The sequence below is a fragment of the Siphonobacter sp. SORGH_AS_0500 genome (assembly GCF_002838835.1).
Taxonomy (GTDB): Bacteria; Bacteroidota; Bacteroidia; order Cytophagales; family Spirosomataceae; genus Siphonobacter.
Genome location: NZ_NHPP01000020.1, coordinates 71,095 through 88,466, shown reverse-complemented (window position 1 = coordinate 88,466; position 17,372 = coordinate 71,095). Strand labels below are relative to the sequence as shown.

Here is a 17,372-nt window from a genome sequence, read left to right as displayed (position 1 = left end):
ACGAACGCCCGAACGTAACGCAACCATACTTCTGAGTTGAGCGTAACTTTCGAAATGTGCTGAAGCAGCGATGTAAGATTTTCCATTCACATCTTTTCCGACCAATGTGCCATCCCAGCCTCCTGACAAGGGGCCTGGCGTGGAAAGGGCCATTCGCCCCTTAACGGAGGCTCCCTCTGTCGTGTCTCTGGTGGTCTCGATGGTTCGAGGGTATTGTGCTTTCAGTAGTGTAGGCAAAACACTAAAAGAAAAAGGAGTTTTTTCATGGGTTGTTGTTGTGTTTTTATTGGGATTGGGGATAAGCGGAGATTAAAAGTTTTACAGGAAACATCTCACCTTCAGGCATTTCTAATCGAACGTGAGTAGCATCCACGGGAAAAGCGGAGACAAAAGAGACGGGTCTGTTTTCAGGAGTCAGGACATCGATTCGAAGATTGGTAGAATTAAGCGGGTGTTCGACGAGAATGCCATTACTGGCATTAACGACCACGGTAACCTTCCTGGGGTCAAAATTCACTCCTGCAATCACCGTTAGGGAGTCGGGTTCGTCGGGATATTGCCAGACATATTTTTCTTCGCCGTTTACCTGCTGAATTCCGATTTGGGGGACCTGAAACTTAATCTCACCCCCTTTCACATTCTCTACCCATACTAATTCATCCCCAGGGGCAAAGTCATCAAAATACGGATCAGTAATAATCAGGTTTCGGTTTACTCCAGCTCCAGTAACTTTAAAGGTTTTATCGAGTACCAGCGTTCGCTTGGTGACCGTAGTAATAGCCATGAAACCAATCGTATTCGAGGCACTTTTCAGAACCACGGGCCAACTTCGAGCTGTTTTATCGTAAATCGTGATGGCTCTGAGCTCTGGAGCAGTTACGAGGTAATAGAGCATCTTTTCGAAGCTATCCATCACTTCACCGAGCACATCTCTTAAGTCTTTAGGAGTGATCTTCTCCTGATCATTGTCTGGAAGCTTAGCGGTAAACCATGCTTTGAGTTGATCCCAGGGGGTAGTAGCCATTATTGGAAACCGTCTGAAAACCCGGAAGTGAATGATTTTCCGAGGGGGTTAAGAATAGTATCGTCGATATTACCAGGCATCGCTCCTTTCCAGGCATAGAGTTGCTCGGAAAGGGGTTTAAGCACCAGGCGGCTGCCGGTGAATTGAGCGGGCTCATCGCCGCTGTCGTTTTCTTCCTCCAGTCGCATTTTGCGAAAAGCCCTGGCATGGCCTGAAGCCTGAAGCTTGACGAGTACAAACAGGTCAATGCCAATCCAGGCGGAAAGGAAATCATCCAGAGCGGCGGATTGGCCCGTAAGCGTAAGATTGATTTCAGGGGCAATGATGCGACCCTGCTCGGCTCGCTTGTGAGCAAACACGAGCTTAGCCGTATCCGAAACGAACGGAAGTTTTACCAGGCCGTAGGGAGCATCGAGCTGAGTGGGAAGGGGATTCCAGCGACCCGGTAAAACCGTAGGCAGGGATACGTCAGCAGCTTTCGCTATACCTATATAGCTAAGCCCGGCAAAGTTGTCGTGGTTGCTGCAATACGCCCCGACTGATTGGTACATGCTTGGTTTTACGCTTCCAGACTCCCCGACGTTGGAGATTCTTTTTCAAAGTTTCATCGGCGATGTCTTCCTCGAAAAGACTATAAAACTCCCTGAAAGCGTCGATCGCCTGCACAATCTTGAAGCCCTGGGCTAGTTTCTCGCGTACAAACAGCACGAATTCGGCTTTGAATTCTTTGTCGAGAAACTGATTGATGTTGACGGTAGTGAAAGGCGTGATGTGATACGCCCCGTAATCGTGAAAGAATCTCGTCGAGACATCGAGGGTGAGACGATCGTTATACCGATCTGATTTCTCGATCGTACGGGCGTAGTCAGAGCGGTGTCGCCCTAGAATCAGGTACATCAAGCATAAGTGAGAAAACGAATCGTTCCGGTTCACGACAACCGAGGAACCATACCGTACCTGGGCAAACTTGACCAGGTACGATCGGGCGGGGACATATAATTTCATGCGTTCTGGGGGATGCACGAAATTGACATTTTCTGAGGCGTAAAAAAAGGACAAACCGAACGGTGATTTTAGGTGAAAAATGCCGAAAATTGTACCGTTAGGTAAGTGGGTTTATTCTTGAAAGGCCGGGTAGTGGGGACTTCCGGCCTTTTGCTTTTAATAGGTGCGTCTGACTCTTGAAGCATTCTTCAACTGATCCATGGTATCCGTTTGCCTTTCAAACTTCTGCCAGCTAAAGCCCAGGCCGGCTTTGATTTCATCTCGGAGTTCAGAAAGCACCTGAAGCATCAACGCATCACTCTCAGACTTCTGATTAATGATCACCGGAACGGCTGCTCCCGCTCCAGCAGGCGAAGAAACCCACTGCGGAGTGTAGCCTGAAGAAGCCATACCCCGCGTGCGGTAGCTTTCCATAATCCCGACCATATCCTGCACGTGTGGATTCTTAAGCATGGTATTGTTAACGACGTATTCTCTTCCTGATTCCCCCGTAATGGAAAGCATGCCTTTGCGAATCGGAGTAAAGCCTGAAGGATTCTTTTTCGCTTCTAGTTCCGTATACCCACCGCCAGCAAATTCAGGAATCGGGGTGGCCGCGATTTTAGCTACCTGAACGGCTCCCGTGGCGGCGGCAATGCCAGCCAAAATGGGACCCACTGGAGGGGGAACTTTATTAGCATTAGACACGGCCAGAATGGAATTCAAAGTGGCCTGAAAAATAGCATTGAGTTTATCCTGAATAGCCTGTTTCCGCTGAAGCTCTTTCCGCTTGTCATCCATCTCTTTATCCATGGATTCTTTCTGGGAATTGTACTGCTCCTGGGTAATGAGGCCTCTAGCGAGTTGATCTTCGAGAATTTTGGTTTTGCGATCCTTATCCCGCTCGACTTGGTTCATTTCCTGTTCCCGGTAAGCTGCCGAGATATCAAAATAGGCTCCGGCGATCTGGCTACCTAATTGCGTATAGGCTTCCTGCACCTGAAGCTCTTCCTGCTTAGTTAGCTTGGTACGTTTAACCCCTTCTTTTTGAGCTTTACCTACCGCTTCGAAAAACTTATTTTCAAGGGCTAACTGCTTGGTTAGAAAATCCTTTTTAATAAGTACCTTTTCTTCTTCCGTAGCCCGTACCAAGGCCAGATCCCGTTCGGCTTCCAGAACCCCTAACTCAGCCATGTAGAGAGCATCTTCAGCGGCTACTTTCTGCTCTACATCAGAAGCAGCCAGGACGGCGGCTTTTGCCGATTCAACCTTCGTCTCTGCGTAAGTTTTCGCTTCTCGCAAAACCATCTCAGCGGCATGTTTGGCCGCTTCCTTCGCCCGGTCATCGATTTGTTTATTTACCTGAGCGTCTAAATCGAGAAGATCCTGCTGTAGCTTAAAATCAGCCGTTTTTTTCCAGTCATTGAAAGCCTCCAGAGAAAGTTTTTTTTCTGACAAAAGCTTTTTCTGATCTGTCACTTCATTGGCATGATCCGTAATTAATTGAGTAGCCTTCCGATCAGACTCCTGCTGGATCATATCGATCTGCATTTGAGTCGCTTTTCGCTGGCTTTCCAAGTCATTTTTAACCCGTTCTTCCGCTAGTTTTTCGGCTTCCGTTTTGCCTTTCTTTTCCTTCAAACTTTCCGGATCAAGGGGATCAATGATAGGTTTTTCAGGGTCTTTTATTCCTTTAGCCAAAGCCAGCATATTCGACCCATCGAGCTCACCCATCCGAATTTTAGCATTTACGAAAGCGGCCTGCGTTTCAGCAAATTTTGCTGTAATTCGTGCCGCTTCTTCATCTGTTGCTTTTCTGATTAGGGTTCTAGCTCCATTCATACCAGTAACCATAGAAGTAGCGTAAACCAGTAAATTGCCCTTAGCATCTCTATGGTACATCTCCTTGGTTGCTTTCAGAAAATCCGCACGAGTTTCAAGTATATTCTTATTCTCAGCCCTTATTTTATCTTCATTTAAAGCTTTGAGAATTTTCGCCTGAGTCTCAATGAAATTTCGGGCAATACCCGTGTTGATAGCCATTGCCTGGCCATACCGATTAATTTCAGTTCTAGCTCCCGGAATAGCCTGAGCCACCTGATCAACGATGCGTTTTAATTCTGCCTGCTCATCTTTAGTAAGCGTAGTTTTAGCTTTTAATTGATCGTATCTGGAAAGTAGGGGAGAAATATCTTTCTGTAAATGATCAACCGTTTTAGACTGATCACTAATCTGAGCAGTAAGCCCTTCAATGCTAGGGTTAGCTTTATCTATGCTTAAGATTAAATCAGCAAAACCACCCGTAATTTTCTCCAGCGTAGTTCCCAGAATTGAATTATTGAACCATTTGGAAATAGCATTGCCAGCCCGTTCTACCCGGCCCGCCAGATTGTCATTTTTCTGAGCGAAAATCTCCGTGAGTCGAGCCCCTTTATCAAACGCTGCGGCTCCAGCGTCCACTTTCGTTTTCACCTTTTCGATATCCCCACCCAAAGCTCCAATCGCTTTCAAGGCTTCGTCGGATTCGACCTTCAGATTCTTCAGGGTTTGAATCGCCTGCGTACCTTTCATGTTGGAAATACGCTCGGCAAACTGAATTAGAAACTCGTTCGGTTTCGTATTTAGCCATTCTTCAAAGGCTTTTTTAGACATGCCAAATAGTTTGGCAAAGCCTTTAGAATTATCACCCGCGACAGTTAAAACCTTCGTCATCCCGGAGGCGGCAATCTCGGAAGTCATCCCGGATTCTTCCAGTACGGCAGCCATACCCATCAGCTCCCGAATGCCCGGCCTGATCTTCTCAGGAACCTGACCCATTCGCTTTAGAAAATCTACCTGAAAGTCAGCCGTGGCCGTCCCCGAATCCGCTAGAACCTTCATCGCTGAGCCAATTTTATAGACGGAATCAGCATACTCTAATTCATGGGTATCGGAAAACAACCCTTTAATTTTGGTTAGATCCTCCGTCAATACCGCCGCTCCTTGAGGGAAGTCATCCTGCATGGCCAGTGTAGCCTGGCCAACAGCTTCGGTATAGCCTTTCACCTGGTCGATGGGTACATCAAGTTTGCCGGCCTCCGTAGCAATTTCCCGCATGGTTTTAGCTCCCAAACGGTTATCGATTTCCCCGACCTGGCGATCCAGGGCCTGGGCTTCCCGCGTGGTCATGCCAAAGGCCTGAGCCAGTGCCGTGATTGCGTCGGATTTCTCACCGATCTTTTCGATTTTATCATCGATGGTCGAAAACAGATCACCGGCCATCTGAGAAGCCGCTCCCACCAAAGCCCCACCAATACCCCCGGCGATAGCTGAAGGAATTTGCTTGGTAATATTCTTCATCGAAAACAGGGTTTCCGGCTTGGGTAAAGCCTTCATATTCTGCTTGCGAGTGGCTAACTGCTCATCGACTTTATGTAGTAATTCGAGCGTCTCAATATATTCCTTGGTATTCGGAATTAATTCTTTATCGAGCTGACGGGCCAACATCGAACGATAGTTTCGAAGTTGCGAGGTCGTCTGCACGGCCATGCCCTCCTGCTTAATGATCGCATCGTATTTAGCCGCATTTTGATCAATGCTGCGGGAGTTAGCCTTCATTTGCGTAGTTAGGCCTGTCATCGCATCAGAAAGCTGCTTAGCTTTTTCTGCATTGCCTTTCGCGTTGGCCGTAGCCAGCTTTTTGTTCAGGCGGTCGTATTCTTTCTGTAGGGCTTTATTGGTAACTACAAGGGATTGTGACTCCGTTTTTAGCTTTCCCAGCTCATTAATAGCCTGCTTGGCATCCACGCTGAGCCGGGCCTGCACTTCGTCGGTGCGAACGTTTCTTGACATAAGTTTTAAGGGGTGGAAATGATGATTTCTTGCTGCTCGTGTACGATAGAAACGATCGCTTCTTCAATGAGCTTGAGGGAAAGTACTTCGTTAAGCTGGCGAACCCTGGCAAAGTAGGTTCGACTGTACCAGGGGCGGGGATGCCGCTCTTTTTTCTTCTGAAAACGGGTACGGTATTTCTCCTGGGTGAGCCTGGCCTGGGAGCGGCCACGCCCGACACCCATATCGACGAAACGCCCGTAGATAGGGAAATGGAGGGAAACACCGATCACGCCTTCCGCCTGCTTGATGACGTGCATGCGAACGGCCTGGTATAAGGCATCAGTGTGACGGGCTTTCCAGCTACTTAGTTTCAACTGGAGTAATTCTTCCGTGCGAGCGGCCCACTGCTCGACGTACTCTGCAACTTCCTGACGAAGACTCATGCCACGAATCTCCTGTGATAAATTGTAATCCAAAAAGACCACTTAAAGAAAAAACGCTAAAGCTAACTTGCTTCAGCGTTTCTTATAATTGATATCAATTACTTACCTCCAAATATTTTATATCCAAATCCTAATCCAATCCAAGGTTTATTAGCATAGTACCATTTATTAGATTGCCCAGACAATGGGGTATCAATTCCCAAGAGTAATCCAGCACTAAATCCATCATAGGCAAACAAGGCTGCAAAGCCCATAGTTAACCCTAGCTCTTTACTTGATGAGATTTTTGAGTCAAAAGTATTAGTTGAATCAATCTCTATTACTGTTGGGCCAACTAAAGCAGCAAGTGTAAATGTGACTCCATCTTTTTTAGATGTATCTCCATAAAAACTAGTTTTACCCCATTTTCTTCCAAGATAAATTCCAGCATTAATTTCTGAAGATGCATTGTTAGGAATCCTTTTATCATTTTTATTGTAGCCAAATCTATATTTAAAGGGAACTGTTGTGACACCTACTTCTAAAGCAGCATATGGAATCTTTTTTACTTGACGTATATCGTATAAAGTTTCTTGTTTTTTAAATGGTATAAAAAATTTTGCTTTCCCTGTAGTGTAGTCATCGCCAGAAATTAAGACTTTATTTTTATAAGATTCCCTTTTTCTTTTATTATTATTTAAATTTGATAATTCTGAATAGGAGCTTCCTTTAGTTAAGTTTGCTTTTTTACTATCCTTTATTACAAATCCCCAAAAGTCAATAATGAGGGTATCTTTGATCTGCCGAATTCTGTAAGCCTTTAAATGATCAGAGTCAAAAAAAGGTAAAGTTTTTTTGAAGGAGGAACAGTTTTGAGTACTACTGTTCCACTAGTGTCCATGTAATAGATTTGAAGATCAGGCCTTGATAGGTTGTTATGCCGCTTTCTTTTTATCTTGTAATTATGTCTTATTTGAGTCTGAGCACTAGTATCTAAAATGAACAGACAAAAAAAAGATAATAGGAACACGCGATAGATGTTATACATATGTTAAGATTATTTATGTTTGACACTGCATAAATAATGATTATGCTTGTATTATAATGCCCGATATTTTCCAATGTACCTATAAATAGGTAAGAGATTTTTTTAGATATATTGTTTCAGGACTATATTATATTGCATAAACAAAATACCCGTCCAAGTTTCCAGCCTGACGGGTATTCTAAGCCTTTAAAAATCAAGCAATTATTTACTTATTTATCTACTCAAATATAATGAAAAAATTAACTCCAATTACTGTGTTAGAAAAAATTCAGCCTCTTATTGATAATGCTACTCAATTGGCTAAACAGGTTAAAACAGATAAGTATGCTTTTCGCTTAGAAGATATTGATCCTGAATCGGATTTTTATTTTGCTTGTAACTTTCCAGAGAAAGACCCTCAAGCTGGATTCTTGGTTAATCGAAAACCGTTTGCACGCAATACAGTAAGGGAAGCTGGTGAAAGACTGAGTTTAGAAGGAGTTACCGAAGTATTAAAACAGTGGCTAGATATACTTGAATCATATAACAAAATAGTTACTATTTATGATGACCCTATTCTAAAAAGCTACGAAAAAGAGTTTATAGGTTTTATAGCGATTGATGAAGATGATGCAGACACTGCTCCATTGGACTTAGAAAAACAGTTTTATCTGGATGACTATTTGACAACGGTTGCAGGGTTATTAGAAGAAAAGAAGAGTACGGTTTCTGAAGAGAAGGCTAAACTATTGACGGAAGCAATCAAAGAATGCGAAGAATTACAGGAGCAACTTCCCGAGCTAACTAAAAATCAGGTTGCCGTGAAACTTGCTCGTTTCTGGGCTAAAACCAGAAAAGCTGGAATAGGCTTTATCAAAGATGTTTTAACGGAATTTAAAAAGAAAGGCATCGAAGCCGTTGCTAAAGCTACCGTTGAACATTTACCAAATTTAATAGAAGGCATATCAGGCTTTTTAGGATGAAATAGTATTTTTCTCATTTAAGTAACTCACGATTAAGAATGATGTAGCTAGAATCGCTTTTCAATCATTTAACGATCAACACAGAAAAGTCGGAGAATTTTGTAAATTCTGTAAACTGGAGTATGAGTGTCTGTAAATCAGATATTTATACTCCAGTTTTCTTTTGTATTTGACCTGTAAAGCGGCTGTATTTTTTTGTAAATGTTCGAATTCGGTATAATCGTCCTTTTCTGTTCATTAGTCTGGTTACAGTTTTTTTGTAATTCTGTAAATCTATTTACAAAATATAAAAAAAGTGTAACCTCTGATTTACAGACTTTTAAATACTCTTTCATTTCTTGGTTACAGAATTACAAAAATTTCCCAGAAATTTTTGGGGGAGGGTAGAGGGAGGGATGGCTAAGGCTCCCAAGCATGAAAAAAGCCCGGAATAGCCGGGCCAGTTTTTGCATTTTGTAAAGTTGTAAGCGGAAGTTTATGTAGGATTAATCAGGTATTCTACCATGTGTCCCGACTCCCATAGCTCACACAGGTCCTTCATATGACGCATCATGGGGTTGAATGGGTCGTACATTGTGCCAACTTCCTGAAGCTCCCTAAGCTCAGACTGGCCTTCTTTATCGAAGCCAATGCCGACGATGTAATAAATCTTTCCCGTACTTAAATCTTTCCACCAGCTTCTCACCGGAAAGTTTCTGGGATATTTTGACTTTGCCATTCTGATTATCAGATAGATGTGAAACTATTTTTTTAGTTATATGGCGGTGGGAATAATTTGGGCATTACCGGGGAAGCCGACTATCCCAGCTTCCTCAATCTTTCCTTTCACTGGTATGAGCCGGAATACTACTATGCTCTGATTGGTATTATCAGGTTTCACTGAGAAGTAAGCATTTAACGATCGGGAGTTAGGACTATGATCCTGAGGAGTGAGCTTTAGCGGACTGCATTTGGGATGTTCGCTGGTGTATCGATCATTCACCAGGTTGATCAACTCAATAAAGGCGTATTTGCTTTCGCAGGTAAATCCTTCAAAGGATTTGTAGCACTCCAGAGCCACTCGCTGAAGGTTGTTCTTTGTGGCAGAAGTGTATTCGATGTGGATTAGAAAAGGCATGGGTGACGAGCGTTTATTTGGAATTCGCCTTTCGGATTTCTTCCGTCAGGTTATTAAAAAAATGCTTTAGAAATAGGCGTAAAGCAGACCCTACGCCGGAGAGTAGAAGAATAATAAACTCCATGAAAATGATTGGGAAGAGAGGGAAAAGCCCGACCGGATTGACCGGGCTTGCGGTAAAATCAGGCCGTGACAGAGATGGTAGCACCGGCGGTTTGTACGTAGATCATTTCCTTGGTGATGTCGTAATTCAAAGGCTTACGAACAATACGGCCATCTTTATTGGTTAGCTCCTCTGGATTAAGGGTATGGCCTCGATAGGCTGCCCAGGCTTTCAATCGATTTTTAAAGGATTGAGAAGTGATTTTAGTGAAGTTGGCACTTCGCTGGAAGTCTTCCTGAGCTTCATCTTTCACCACCAGCTGATTAACCTTACTGCCATTTTCATCAAAGAACACATCCGCCCAGGATAGGAAGTTTTCACCCATCACCGTCAGCAAGTTGCGTTTGTTGATGTTTGTAATAGGCGGTTTGATTTTCTCATCGGTGGAAAGGTAAAACTGGATGCACTGAGCGGCCAGATTATAGAAAGTAGTCCACTCTTCCGGGTTCCACTCTTCAAAAAGCTGCTTTTTGAAGTCATTGGCTGGCGTGCGGGTTTCCCGGTAGAAGTTATGCGGGTTGTCATGATAATAGTCAGAATAAGCCGTCACGATCTTACGGCGGGTATCCGAGCCTTCCATATACTTATCACCGTAATTGGAATTGAACCACACTTTGGGTGAATCTGCGAAAGCGATGGTTTCATAACCTCGGTTCCTGCGGTTTACTTTCCAGTCGGTCGTCAGGGGTTCGTAGAAGGTTTTAAAGTCCATCGAAGGGGAGACGTCATCCACTAATACCAGGTCCGTTTTGGTAGTAATGCCTTCAAAGACGAAGTCATACGTATTGATGGTATCAGACCGGCCTTTGATGGTTTCAATATGTTTTTCCTTAGAGAGCTTATTGGCCAGCACCAATTGAAGGGCATCGGTTACGATGGACTTACCGGCTCCACCGTTGGCCACGCCGTCTTCCGAAAGCCGGTTATCCATGGCGAATACAGCCCAGGGCTTAGACTTGAATTTATGCCGGTGCAGGATGTACCCGATACAGAAAATCCGGTTAATCAGAAATAGCTTTTGTTCCTGGATCTCGTCAGGTTTCAGCAATGGTCCATCAATGCTAAAAAGATGATTCTTGCGATACTCTTCCTGATTCTCTGCTTTGGCCCAGTGGTTAATTTGGGATAACAGGTCAATGCCTAACTCATGCTTTTCTTCGTATTCCTGACGCTTTTTGTCCGTCGGAAAACTGTTAAAGAAATCCAGACGATACTCCAGTTCTTCTCTCCAGTGGACGCGGGCGGTTTGAATGAGGAAGTTGAGAAAGGCCACATTTTTATTCAGGATATCAATATCCCAGACATTATCCTTCTTTACGATTTTGAAGTAGGGTTCATCAATCCGAATCTTTTCCCGTTGACCTGGTATCTGCAAGACTTTAGACTCCCAGACGTTCTTCCCAGACATTTCCTGCTTGACTTCTTCGATTTGCTCAGCTGTGATTTTCCAGGTCGATTTTTCAAAAAACAAGTATTGACGGTCAGCCGCGTGACCTTTAAATTCCAGCTTCATAAGAGGGAGGTTTGAAAAAGATGTTTCGGATAAATGAGGAGATCGGTAGAATGTGTTTCGCAGGTCTTCCACGGCTGCACGGCTCTCTAAAAACTCATTGACAAAATCCTTAATAGTTGAAGGCTCAATAGATTTGACAATGTTCTTTTCTACCCGCGTATACGTGTATTTAGTCTTTTCTGCCTTGTCTTCAAGCCTTCCAAAACCGCAGCGGTGCAGGAAGTTATAAAGCCGGAGATTGTTCACCGCATACTTCATGATCGGACGGTTGAACTTGTACTTCGGATTGCCGTCTGAATCAGTTTCCTGATGCTCATCCCAGAATTGATAGGGAAGAGCCGTTTTTACCAGCTGATCAAAATCGTACTTGTTATGAGTTCGGTGGGGTTCTTCCTGTGAGTAAAGCTTCAGAAAATCCCGCAGGTCTTTGTGACGGGGTTTTCCTTCCGAATCCCGCTGTTCGAGCATACGCTCAGGCAGCCAGATTGTCTTCATCTCCAGAAACTGAAGGGCCAGTTTATGTCCGGCCAACTTACCCGTTTCATCGATGTCAGGAAGGTTATAAAGCGTATTGCAAACCTCCATGATCTTTTTATGCTCCGGGTAATTTAGCTCTTCGGTTTCGGAGTTTCTCCAGAGTACCCAATACCCCATAGCTGCGGTATTTAGGGCATCCGATCCACCGCTGCACATGATCAGCTCTGGCAGTTTTTTGGCAGACTCTTCATCCGTAATTTCAGCCATCAATGATTTGTGCTCAGCTGGAGTAATACTGCCGCCCGCCAGCTTCTCATTAAGCTGGTTCTTCTTATCGGTGAGATCCTTTCCAACGCAAAACTTCTGAGCTGCTTCCAGGCCATGAATGAAGCGGGTAGCTTTTGCCCAGGTAACGGAAGCGAAACTTTTTCTGAGCCAAAGGCTGATAGATTTTGCCCCATTCGCCTTCGTCAAAGAAGAAGATGGGAAAATCATCGGTAGACTTCCATTCCTGATACTTTCCTTCCTTAACGATCCAGTACGTATCGACGAGTTTTAGGTGATACCTCGAACAAATCTCCTGAGCCTTTTTGAAACGGTTTTCTACCTTAGAGGCTAGAGCTTGCCAGGCAGATGTGACAAAGATGGTTTTAAGAGTTTCCTCCGTCAGTTCCTTTGGAATTACCTTCCAGGTCCCATCCTGCTCTTCTTTGCTGGCTGGCCGCTCGTTGTACTCTGATCTGGGGCCGGTGTTGTTACTGGCTGATATATTATAAAAAGCAGCAACGGTATTTAAGGCCGTAACAAAATCAGTATGATCCAGCTCCATGGCCAGTCCCACGGCGTGCATGCCTTTGGAATCACCACCAAAGTCGGTGACGATCCAGTAACCTTTCTCTGTCACTAGCTTCAAAGAAGCCGAGGCCGTCTTTTCATCTTCCCGGAATTTAAACTTTTTACCTTTCCCTCGGGCTGATTCCGTGCCTCGGGCCTGGGGGAGTCTATCCAGGATGAAGGCTAAGCCTCCATCCTGAGTCATTACTTCAGAAAATTCTATTTGTGCCATAAGTAGGGCGAACTGGAGAAAATGAAATCAAGAATTTGAGGATACCGGCTGGGCTAAAGCCTGAGCCAGTTTGCGAGCTTTTTCAGCTTTATCGACTAATTCTTTTGCTCCCATTTCAGTCAATTGATCGCCCTGAAGTGTTTCTGAAATCATTACCTGAAAAGCAACCAGTACCGCCCGAATAGCACAGATTTGGCGTTCTGAGAGAATGAATAGACCCTTAATACAGGGCAGGGAGAAAGGCAGTCTATTGAGCGTTAACGCGACCGTTTGTTGGATGATATTCTGAGCCACCATAACGTCGGCCACTATCTGAGGGTCGATTTCTGGTTCATCGATGGCCATGATCTGGGCTTCATCAATCAGAGCACGCTCGCACTCGCACATATGGATGCCTCGAGCTTTTGAATCATCAAAAATTACGGAGATGGTGGTAGGATTGTTCATATTATTTAGGCTTTTGGTGCTCGGGAGCGGGTGATTAAGGCATCGAATTCGTTACTGAGCTGGTCGGCTATTTCATTACCGATCTTCGTATCCTCCGGGTGATCGAGTAAGTGGGCATGTACCACTCGCTGAGCTACACAGATCTTGTTATACGTGATCTGATTTTCAGCTTCAGGAGTGACCAGCGTTTGTTTATTGCTAAAGCGAGCGAGAAGGAGTGGAAAGGTGTACATAGCGGCGAAAAAGGATGATTGGGATAATTAGTTTTCACGACTGATGACCGATGCGTACCAAAGAATCAGAGTGGTTAACAAAGCGACGGCCAAACCAACACCGCCCGCAATTAATAAGGCTCCATTCAGGTAGTGCACTGCCATACAGATCATTAGGGCTCCGAGCAAAAAGCTGAAAGCCAGGATAAACGATACTTCGAACCCTTTTATGAGCTCTGATTCAGACTGGGAGTCGTTCTTTACGAAGGCCGTAAAGCACGCCCAGCAGGAAGCCAGATACGCAGTAGAAGGATGAGCTGCCACCATTGCTTTAAGCCGAAGCTGAGCAGGTGACTTTTTTACGGAAAGAGCAGACGAGTTACTCCCGATGCCAGAGAAGGCATCAGCATTTTCATAAAGCTTCATGTGTTATATTATTTTAGGATGTGTTTACTTTGAGCTTCTCACACTTTTAAAATTCCCTTATGAAAGAAGGTTTATTTACAGCTATTGTAATGGATAAGCGAGTTCCTGAAATCAGGCTCCGTATCAGTAAGCAGGATCATGATTGGTATGGCAACTTCGTTGGTCTGAATCTCAAGAAATCAAGTCCTCAAGTTGCTGTCTTTGATGCCTGGACCGAAGAAGATTTCAAAATCATGCAACGATTTCCCAAAGGCAGTGCAGAGTATCACTCTGCGGCTTCCAGAGGTATTGACTTTGAGGTCTTTTCAAGTGCCGTGGATGACATTGAAATAATAGGGTTTGTCAATCCAAAACCAGCAAAAAGAGCCAAAGGCCAGCGTAAACCTATCATTTCCAAAAAATTAGAGTGGGCGTATCCTCCTTGCAGATATGAACTTGATACCCTTAAGGACTGGAATTTGGTTGAGTGGAATATTATCCGAAGTGAGGCAGTTTTAGCCTTATTTAAAAGTCTTTGACTTTTCATCGAGCCGGTTCCTTTCGTGAATGTGATCTGCCCTAAAGTCAACAGGTTCCGGCTCGATTTGCTCTTCTCCTTCTGGGCCAGCTGTATTATCTACATTAGTCAGCAACAGGTTTCGATAATCGGTGTAATGATAAGCCCAGTGTGTGAGCCGCTTCACCTCAAATACTTCACCTACTAGCTTTTCCCGATATCCCAGATCCAGAACGGATAGTTTGGTTTGTAATCCCAGACTTATGCCCTTACGAATCAGGGCATCTAGATTCTTCGTGGCTGCTTCAATTTGATCAGCTAGTTCCTGTCTTGCCAGAGCTTGTTCTTCAGTTGTTTGTGCGTTTTCCATGATGTGGATTAATTGAATGGATTACGATACTTGTCATTGCCGCCCGGCTTGATGATAAAAGGGAGGGCGATGGCCAGAGCGAGACAGAACACGCTCATAAGGGTGATGAAGTTGCTCATGGTGAAATTGATTTGAATTTTTCCAGCTCACTTGGAGTAGGAGCGACTCTGCCCAAAGCCAATCTGTTAAGACGATCAATCACGCTATAGGCTTCTAGGGGCGTCATCGATGGATAGGTAGATAGTATTTTCTTCTTCCAATCGTCTCCCAAGCCTTTTTTGATCTCCTTAAAGCTGCTTTTTAGCTCGTTCGATGCCTTCATTGTGCCGTTTAAGAAAAAGTGTATGAATAAGTCAGAGCAGTGTTTAAATTAGCACTGCTGTAATTGACAGTGCTAAGGTATTATCAATTTGATAAATATTCAAATCAAATTGATAAATAAATTTTATCAAATTAATAAAATGACTGAAAGTCAGCGACTTATTTCATTAAGAGAGCACCTAAACTTATCAGTAGTAGCTTTTGCCAAATCTATTGGTATACCACAAGCAACTTATTATCGAATTGAACAGGGCAGTGCTAAGCTTACCGCTGAAGCAGCAGCAGAAATAGTAAAAGTCTATAATGTAGACACAGAATGGCTTTTACTTGGAGTAGGAGGTGAAGTTCCTGTATTTAAAAATCAAGTAACTGAAGAGCTTGTACCAAAGAAACAGCTTACTGAAGTCGAGAAAAAATTAATACTCCTTCAGGAGCAGGTGATTGAATTACAGAACGACAAGATATTAAGACAGCAACAGATGATTGATGAGCAAAAACATAAATGACCTTCTCAATCAAATTCTCCGTCATTGCTATCTGAAGCCTAACTGATCCCAAGAATTTATAGAACTATAATTATATATACATATTGCGTTTGAAGTGGCCTTTGTAATTAGCTGAATGAGCCAATGGAAATAAGATAAACCATACTTTAAATGAAACTAACATTAGCATCTAATGGCAGAATTTTAAAAGATTCTCCTGAAATTAAACTACCAAATTTTGTAGTGCTAACAGGTAAAAATGGTTCCGGGAAAACTCAGTTGTTAAGAGCAATAGGTTGTTGGGAAGGTAATAGAGAGATTCTTTCAGATGATGATATGCATATAAGTAATATTATTTATTCTGAACCTGGTTTATATCTAGGTAATAATAATGAATCACATACTTTAATGTCAAATTTGCGGAATGAGTGGAATACTTTTTATCCAATATGTTTTGCATTAGGGGCATTTATAGAGAATTATGATTTTGATATTACTCAGGATATGATAGATGATATTAATGCTAAAATAAATGATTTAATACAGAAATTATTGGCCTTAACTAATATAAGCAACCCTTCAATATATGGTATGCAGAGGCAAATTGAGTATTACGAGTTTGAAAAAGTAATGACTTTATGTAAAAAATCTAAAAAAAACCATCTCTTATTGAGTTTGCTGATTTTGTGGTTTTTTCTAATATAAATGCAGGTTTGTTTTCAAATTATTTTGATTTAATATTTCATCAATACTCTCTAAAAAAAAAGCGTCATAGCCATCTAATAGATAATATAGAAGCACCTTGGGTTATTTTTAACAGTATATTAAAAAAAGCAGACTTTAAATATTTTATAGAATATGTAGAAAGTAGTGATGATTTTTATTTACCTGAGGTAATTTTAATAGATAGGGATAATGGTAATCGGTTGGATATTAATCAGTTATCTTCAGGAGAAAAGACTATAATGTCACTGATTATAACTTTATATAATTCACAAAATGGAGTTGTTTTTCCAGAGCTATTAGTACTCGATGAGCCTGATGCCTATCTACATCCATCTATGGCTAAGCAATTTTTGAATGTAATTAATGAAGTTTTAGTCAAGGAGAATGGTGTAAAAGTCATATTAAGTACACATTCACCATCAACTGTCGCTTTAGCACCAGAAGATTCTATATTTATAATGGATAGGAATTTAGGATATTTAGTGAAGGGTGATAAAAATGAAGCAATTCGTACATTAACCTCAGGACTCGCAACATTTAATGTTACATACGAACATAGAAAACAAATATTTACAGAAGATAAAATTGACGAATATTTTTATCAAAATCTATTTCATAAACTTGTATATGAGGATTTAATAGAGAAAGATTTATTACTACAATTTATTTCTATTGGTTTGGGTCAATCTAATACAGAAGGAGGAGCAAGTGGTAGTGGTGGTTGTACCTTGGTTAAGAAGTTTACCAAGGAATTAAATGAAAATGGTAATTTAAGTGTTTTTGGATTAATCGATTGGGATAAAAGCAATAAGGAGGAAGGTAGGGTAATTGTATTAGGAAATAATAAAAGATATTGCCTTGAAAATTATTTATATGATCCACTTTTTATTTTATGTAGTGCTTCAATCATTAGTTATGATCGATTGCAGGATTTAGGTCTAGACAAATTTGTTGAAACCCATGATATAAAGTCCTTTAAACAAGAGAAACTACAAAATCTTGTTGATGGGTTATTTGTAAAAATTAAACCTAATGTAGAATTCAGAGATATAGATTCGAAATCTGATGATTTAATAGAAGTAAAATTATACAATGGATTGACGCTTCAATACCCTAGTTGGTTTCTACTTTCTGGAGGACATAGAATTAAAGATGCTTGTTTAAAAGCTTTTCCATTTGTTAACCGTTTAGGAAAAGACAGTGATTATGTATCGAGGGTAGTTATTAAAAACTATTGGTTCTTAGCTCAAGAGGTTATTGATACTTTGTTAAGATTACAAAGTATGCCTATCCATTAACT

The 17,372-nt window shown here is 42.3% G+C and carries 19 protein-coding genes; 5 read left to right on the top strand and 14 right to left on the bottom strand.

Annotated features, from left to right (window positions below; translation table 11 throughout):
• The 7 genes from BWI96_RS21735 to BWI96_RS21730 all read right to left on the bottom strand — a co-directional run.
• Window positions 1-237: hypothetical protein (locus tag BWI96_RS21735; RefSeq protein WP_157830446.1), on the bottom strand; the 237-nt coding region annotated here is incomplete at its 3' end.
• 46 nt (window positions 238-283) lie between these two features.
• Window positions 284-1,024, bottom strand: a complete 741-nt coding sequence (locus BWI96_RS19005; RefSeq protein WP_106638105.1) for a hypothetical protein — start codon at window positions 1,022-1,024, stop codon at window positions 284-286.
• The gene (locus BWI96_RS19000) at window positions 1,024-1,575 is read right to left on the bottom strand and encodes a hypothetical protein (RefSeq protein WP_106638104.1); all 552 of its coding nucleotides are present in this window, start codon (window positions 1,573-1,575) and stop codon (window positions 1,024-1,026) included. The genes BWI96_RS19005 and BWI96_RS19000 overlap by 1 nt, the downstream gene beginning before the upstream one ends.
• Complete coding sequence (locus BWI96_RS18995) at window positions 1,520-2,029, bottom strand: hypothetical protein (RefSeq protein ID WP_157830445.1); 510 nt, start codon at window positions 2,027-2,029, stop codon at window positions 1,520-1,522. Before BWI96_RS18995 ends, BWI96_RS19000 begins: the two co-directional genes overlap by 56 nt.
• 156 nt (window positions 2,030-2,185) lie before the next feature.
• Window positions 2,186-5,839: a phage tail tape measure protein gene (locus BWI96_RS18990; RefSeq protein ID WP_106638102.1), complete on the bottom strand. Its 3,654-nt coding sequence runs from the start codon at window positions 5,837-5,839 to the stop codon at window positions 2,186-2,188.
• A gap of 5 nt (window positions 5,840-5,844) precedes the next feature.
• Complete coding sequence (locus BWI96_RS18985) at window positions 5,845-6,297, bottom strand: hypothetical protein (protein ID WP_157830444.1); 453 nt, start codon at window positions 6,295-6,297, stop codon at window positions 5,845-5,847.
• A 65-nt stretch (window positions 6,298-6,362) separates the two neighbouring features.
• The gene (locus tag BWI96_RS21730; protein ID WP_157830443.1) at window positions 6,363-6,518 is read right to left on the bottom strand and encodes a hypothetical protein; all 156 of its coding nucleotides are present in this window, start codon (window positions 6,516-6,518) and stop codon (window positions 6,363-6,365) included.
• Window positions 6,519-7,521: 1,003 nt separating this feature from the next.
• On the opposite strand from BWI96_RS21730, the gene BWI96_RS18975 reads away from it, so the two are divergent.
• Complete coding sequence (locus BWI96_RS18975; RefSeq protein WP_106638099.1) at window positions 7,522-8,253, top strand: hypothetical protein; 732 nt, start codon at window positions 7,522-7,524, stop codon at window positions 8,251-8,253.
• Between the two features lie 475 nt (window positions 8,254-8,728).
• On the opposite strand, the gene BWI96_RS18970 is transcribed toward BWI96_RS18975, so the two are convergent.
• From BWI96_RS18970 to BWI96_RS18940, 6 genes are all read right to left on the bottom strand, one after another.
• Window positions 8,729-8,971, bottom strand: a complete 243-nt coding sequence (locus BWI96_RS18970) for a hypothetical protein (RefSeq protein ID WP_106638098.1) — start codon at window positions 8,969-8,971, stop codon at window positions 8,729-8,731.
• A gap of 36 nt (window positions 8,972-9,007) precedes the next feature.
• Window positions 9,008-9,370, bottom strand: coding sequence for a hypothetical protein (locus tag BWI96_RS18965; protein WP_106638097.1), 363 nt, complete (start codon window positions 9,368-9,370; stop codon window positions 9,008-9,010).
• Window positions 9,371-9,552: 182 nt separating this feature from the next.
• The gene (locus BWI96_RS18960; protein ID WP_157830442.1) at window positions 9,553-11,997 is read right to left on the bottom strand and encodes a hypothetical protein; all 2,445 of its coding nucleotides are present in this window, start codon (window positions 11,995-11,997) and stop codon (window positions 9,553-9,555) included.
• 619 nt (window positions 11,998-12,616) lie between these two features.
• Window positions 12,617-13,036: a hypothetical protein gene (locus BWI96_RS18950; RefSeq protein WP_106638094.1), complete on the bottom strand. Its 420-nt coding sequence runs from the start codon at window positions 13,034-13,036 to the stop codon at window positions 12,617-12,619.
• A gap of 5 nt (window positions 13,037-13,041) precedes the next feature.
• Window positions 13,042-13,269 (bottom strand): hypothetical protein, encoded by a 228-nt coding sequence (locus BWI96_RS18945; RefSeq protein ID WP_106638093.1) that lies wholly within the window; start codon window positions 13,267-13,269, stop codon window positions 13,042-13,044.
• 27 nt (window positions 13,270-13,296) lie between these two features.
• On the bottom strand, window positions 13,297-13,674 hold the full coding sequence (locus BWI96_RS18940) for a hypothetical protein (RefSeq protein WP_106638092.1): 378 nt from the start codon (window positions 13,672-13,674) through the stop codon (window positions 13,297-13,299).
• Between the two features lie 59 nt (window positions 13,675-13,733).
• Here BWI96_RS18940 and BWI96_RS18935 point away from each other — a divergent pair, with 59 nt between their 5' ends.
• Window positions 13,734-14,192, top strand: a complete 459-nt coding sequence (locus tag BWI96_RS18935; RefSeq protein WP_106638091.1) for a hypothetical protein — start codon at window positions 13,734-13,736, stop codon at window positions 14,190-14,192.
• Here the strand turns inward: BWI96_RS18935 and BWI96_RS18930 are convergent.
• Window positions 14,175-14,540 carry a hypothetical protein gene (locus BWI96_RS18930; protein ID WP_106638090.1) on the bottom strand — a complete coding sequence of 122 codons (366 nt, stop codon included), beginning with the start codon at window positions 14,538-14,540 and terminating at the stop codon, window positions 14,175-14,177. The genes BWI96_RS18935 and BWI96_RS18930 overlap by 18 nt on opposite strands.
• Before the next feature lie 410 nt (window positions 14,541-14,950).
• Between BWI96_RS18930 and BWI96_RS18920 the strand changes: the two genes are divergently transcribed.
• From BWI96_RS18920 to BWI96_RS18910, 3 genes are all read left to right on the top strand, one after another.
• Entirely contained in the window at window positions 14,951-15,367 is a 417-nt protein-coding gene (locus BWI96_RS18920; protein WP_198555307.1) for a helix-turn-helix transcriptional regulator, read from the top strand.
• Between the two features lie 150 nt (window positions 15,368-15,517).
• Window positions 15,518-16,051, top strand: coding sequence for a hypothetical protein (locus BWI96_RS18915; protein ID WP_106638087.1), 534 nt, complete (start codon window positions 15,518-15,520; stop codon window positions 16,049-16,051).
• Window positions 16,033-17,370: an ATP-dependent endonuclease gene (locus BWI96_RS18910; RefSeq protein ID WP_157830441.1), complete on the top strand. Its 1,338-nt coding sequence runs from the start codon at window positions 16,033-16,035 to the stop codon at window positions 17,368-17,370. The genes BWI96_RS18915 and BWI96_RS18910 overlap by 19 nt, the downstream gene beginning before the upstream one ends.
• Window positions 17,371-17,372: the final 2 nt, after the last annotated feature.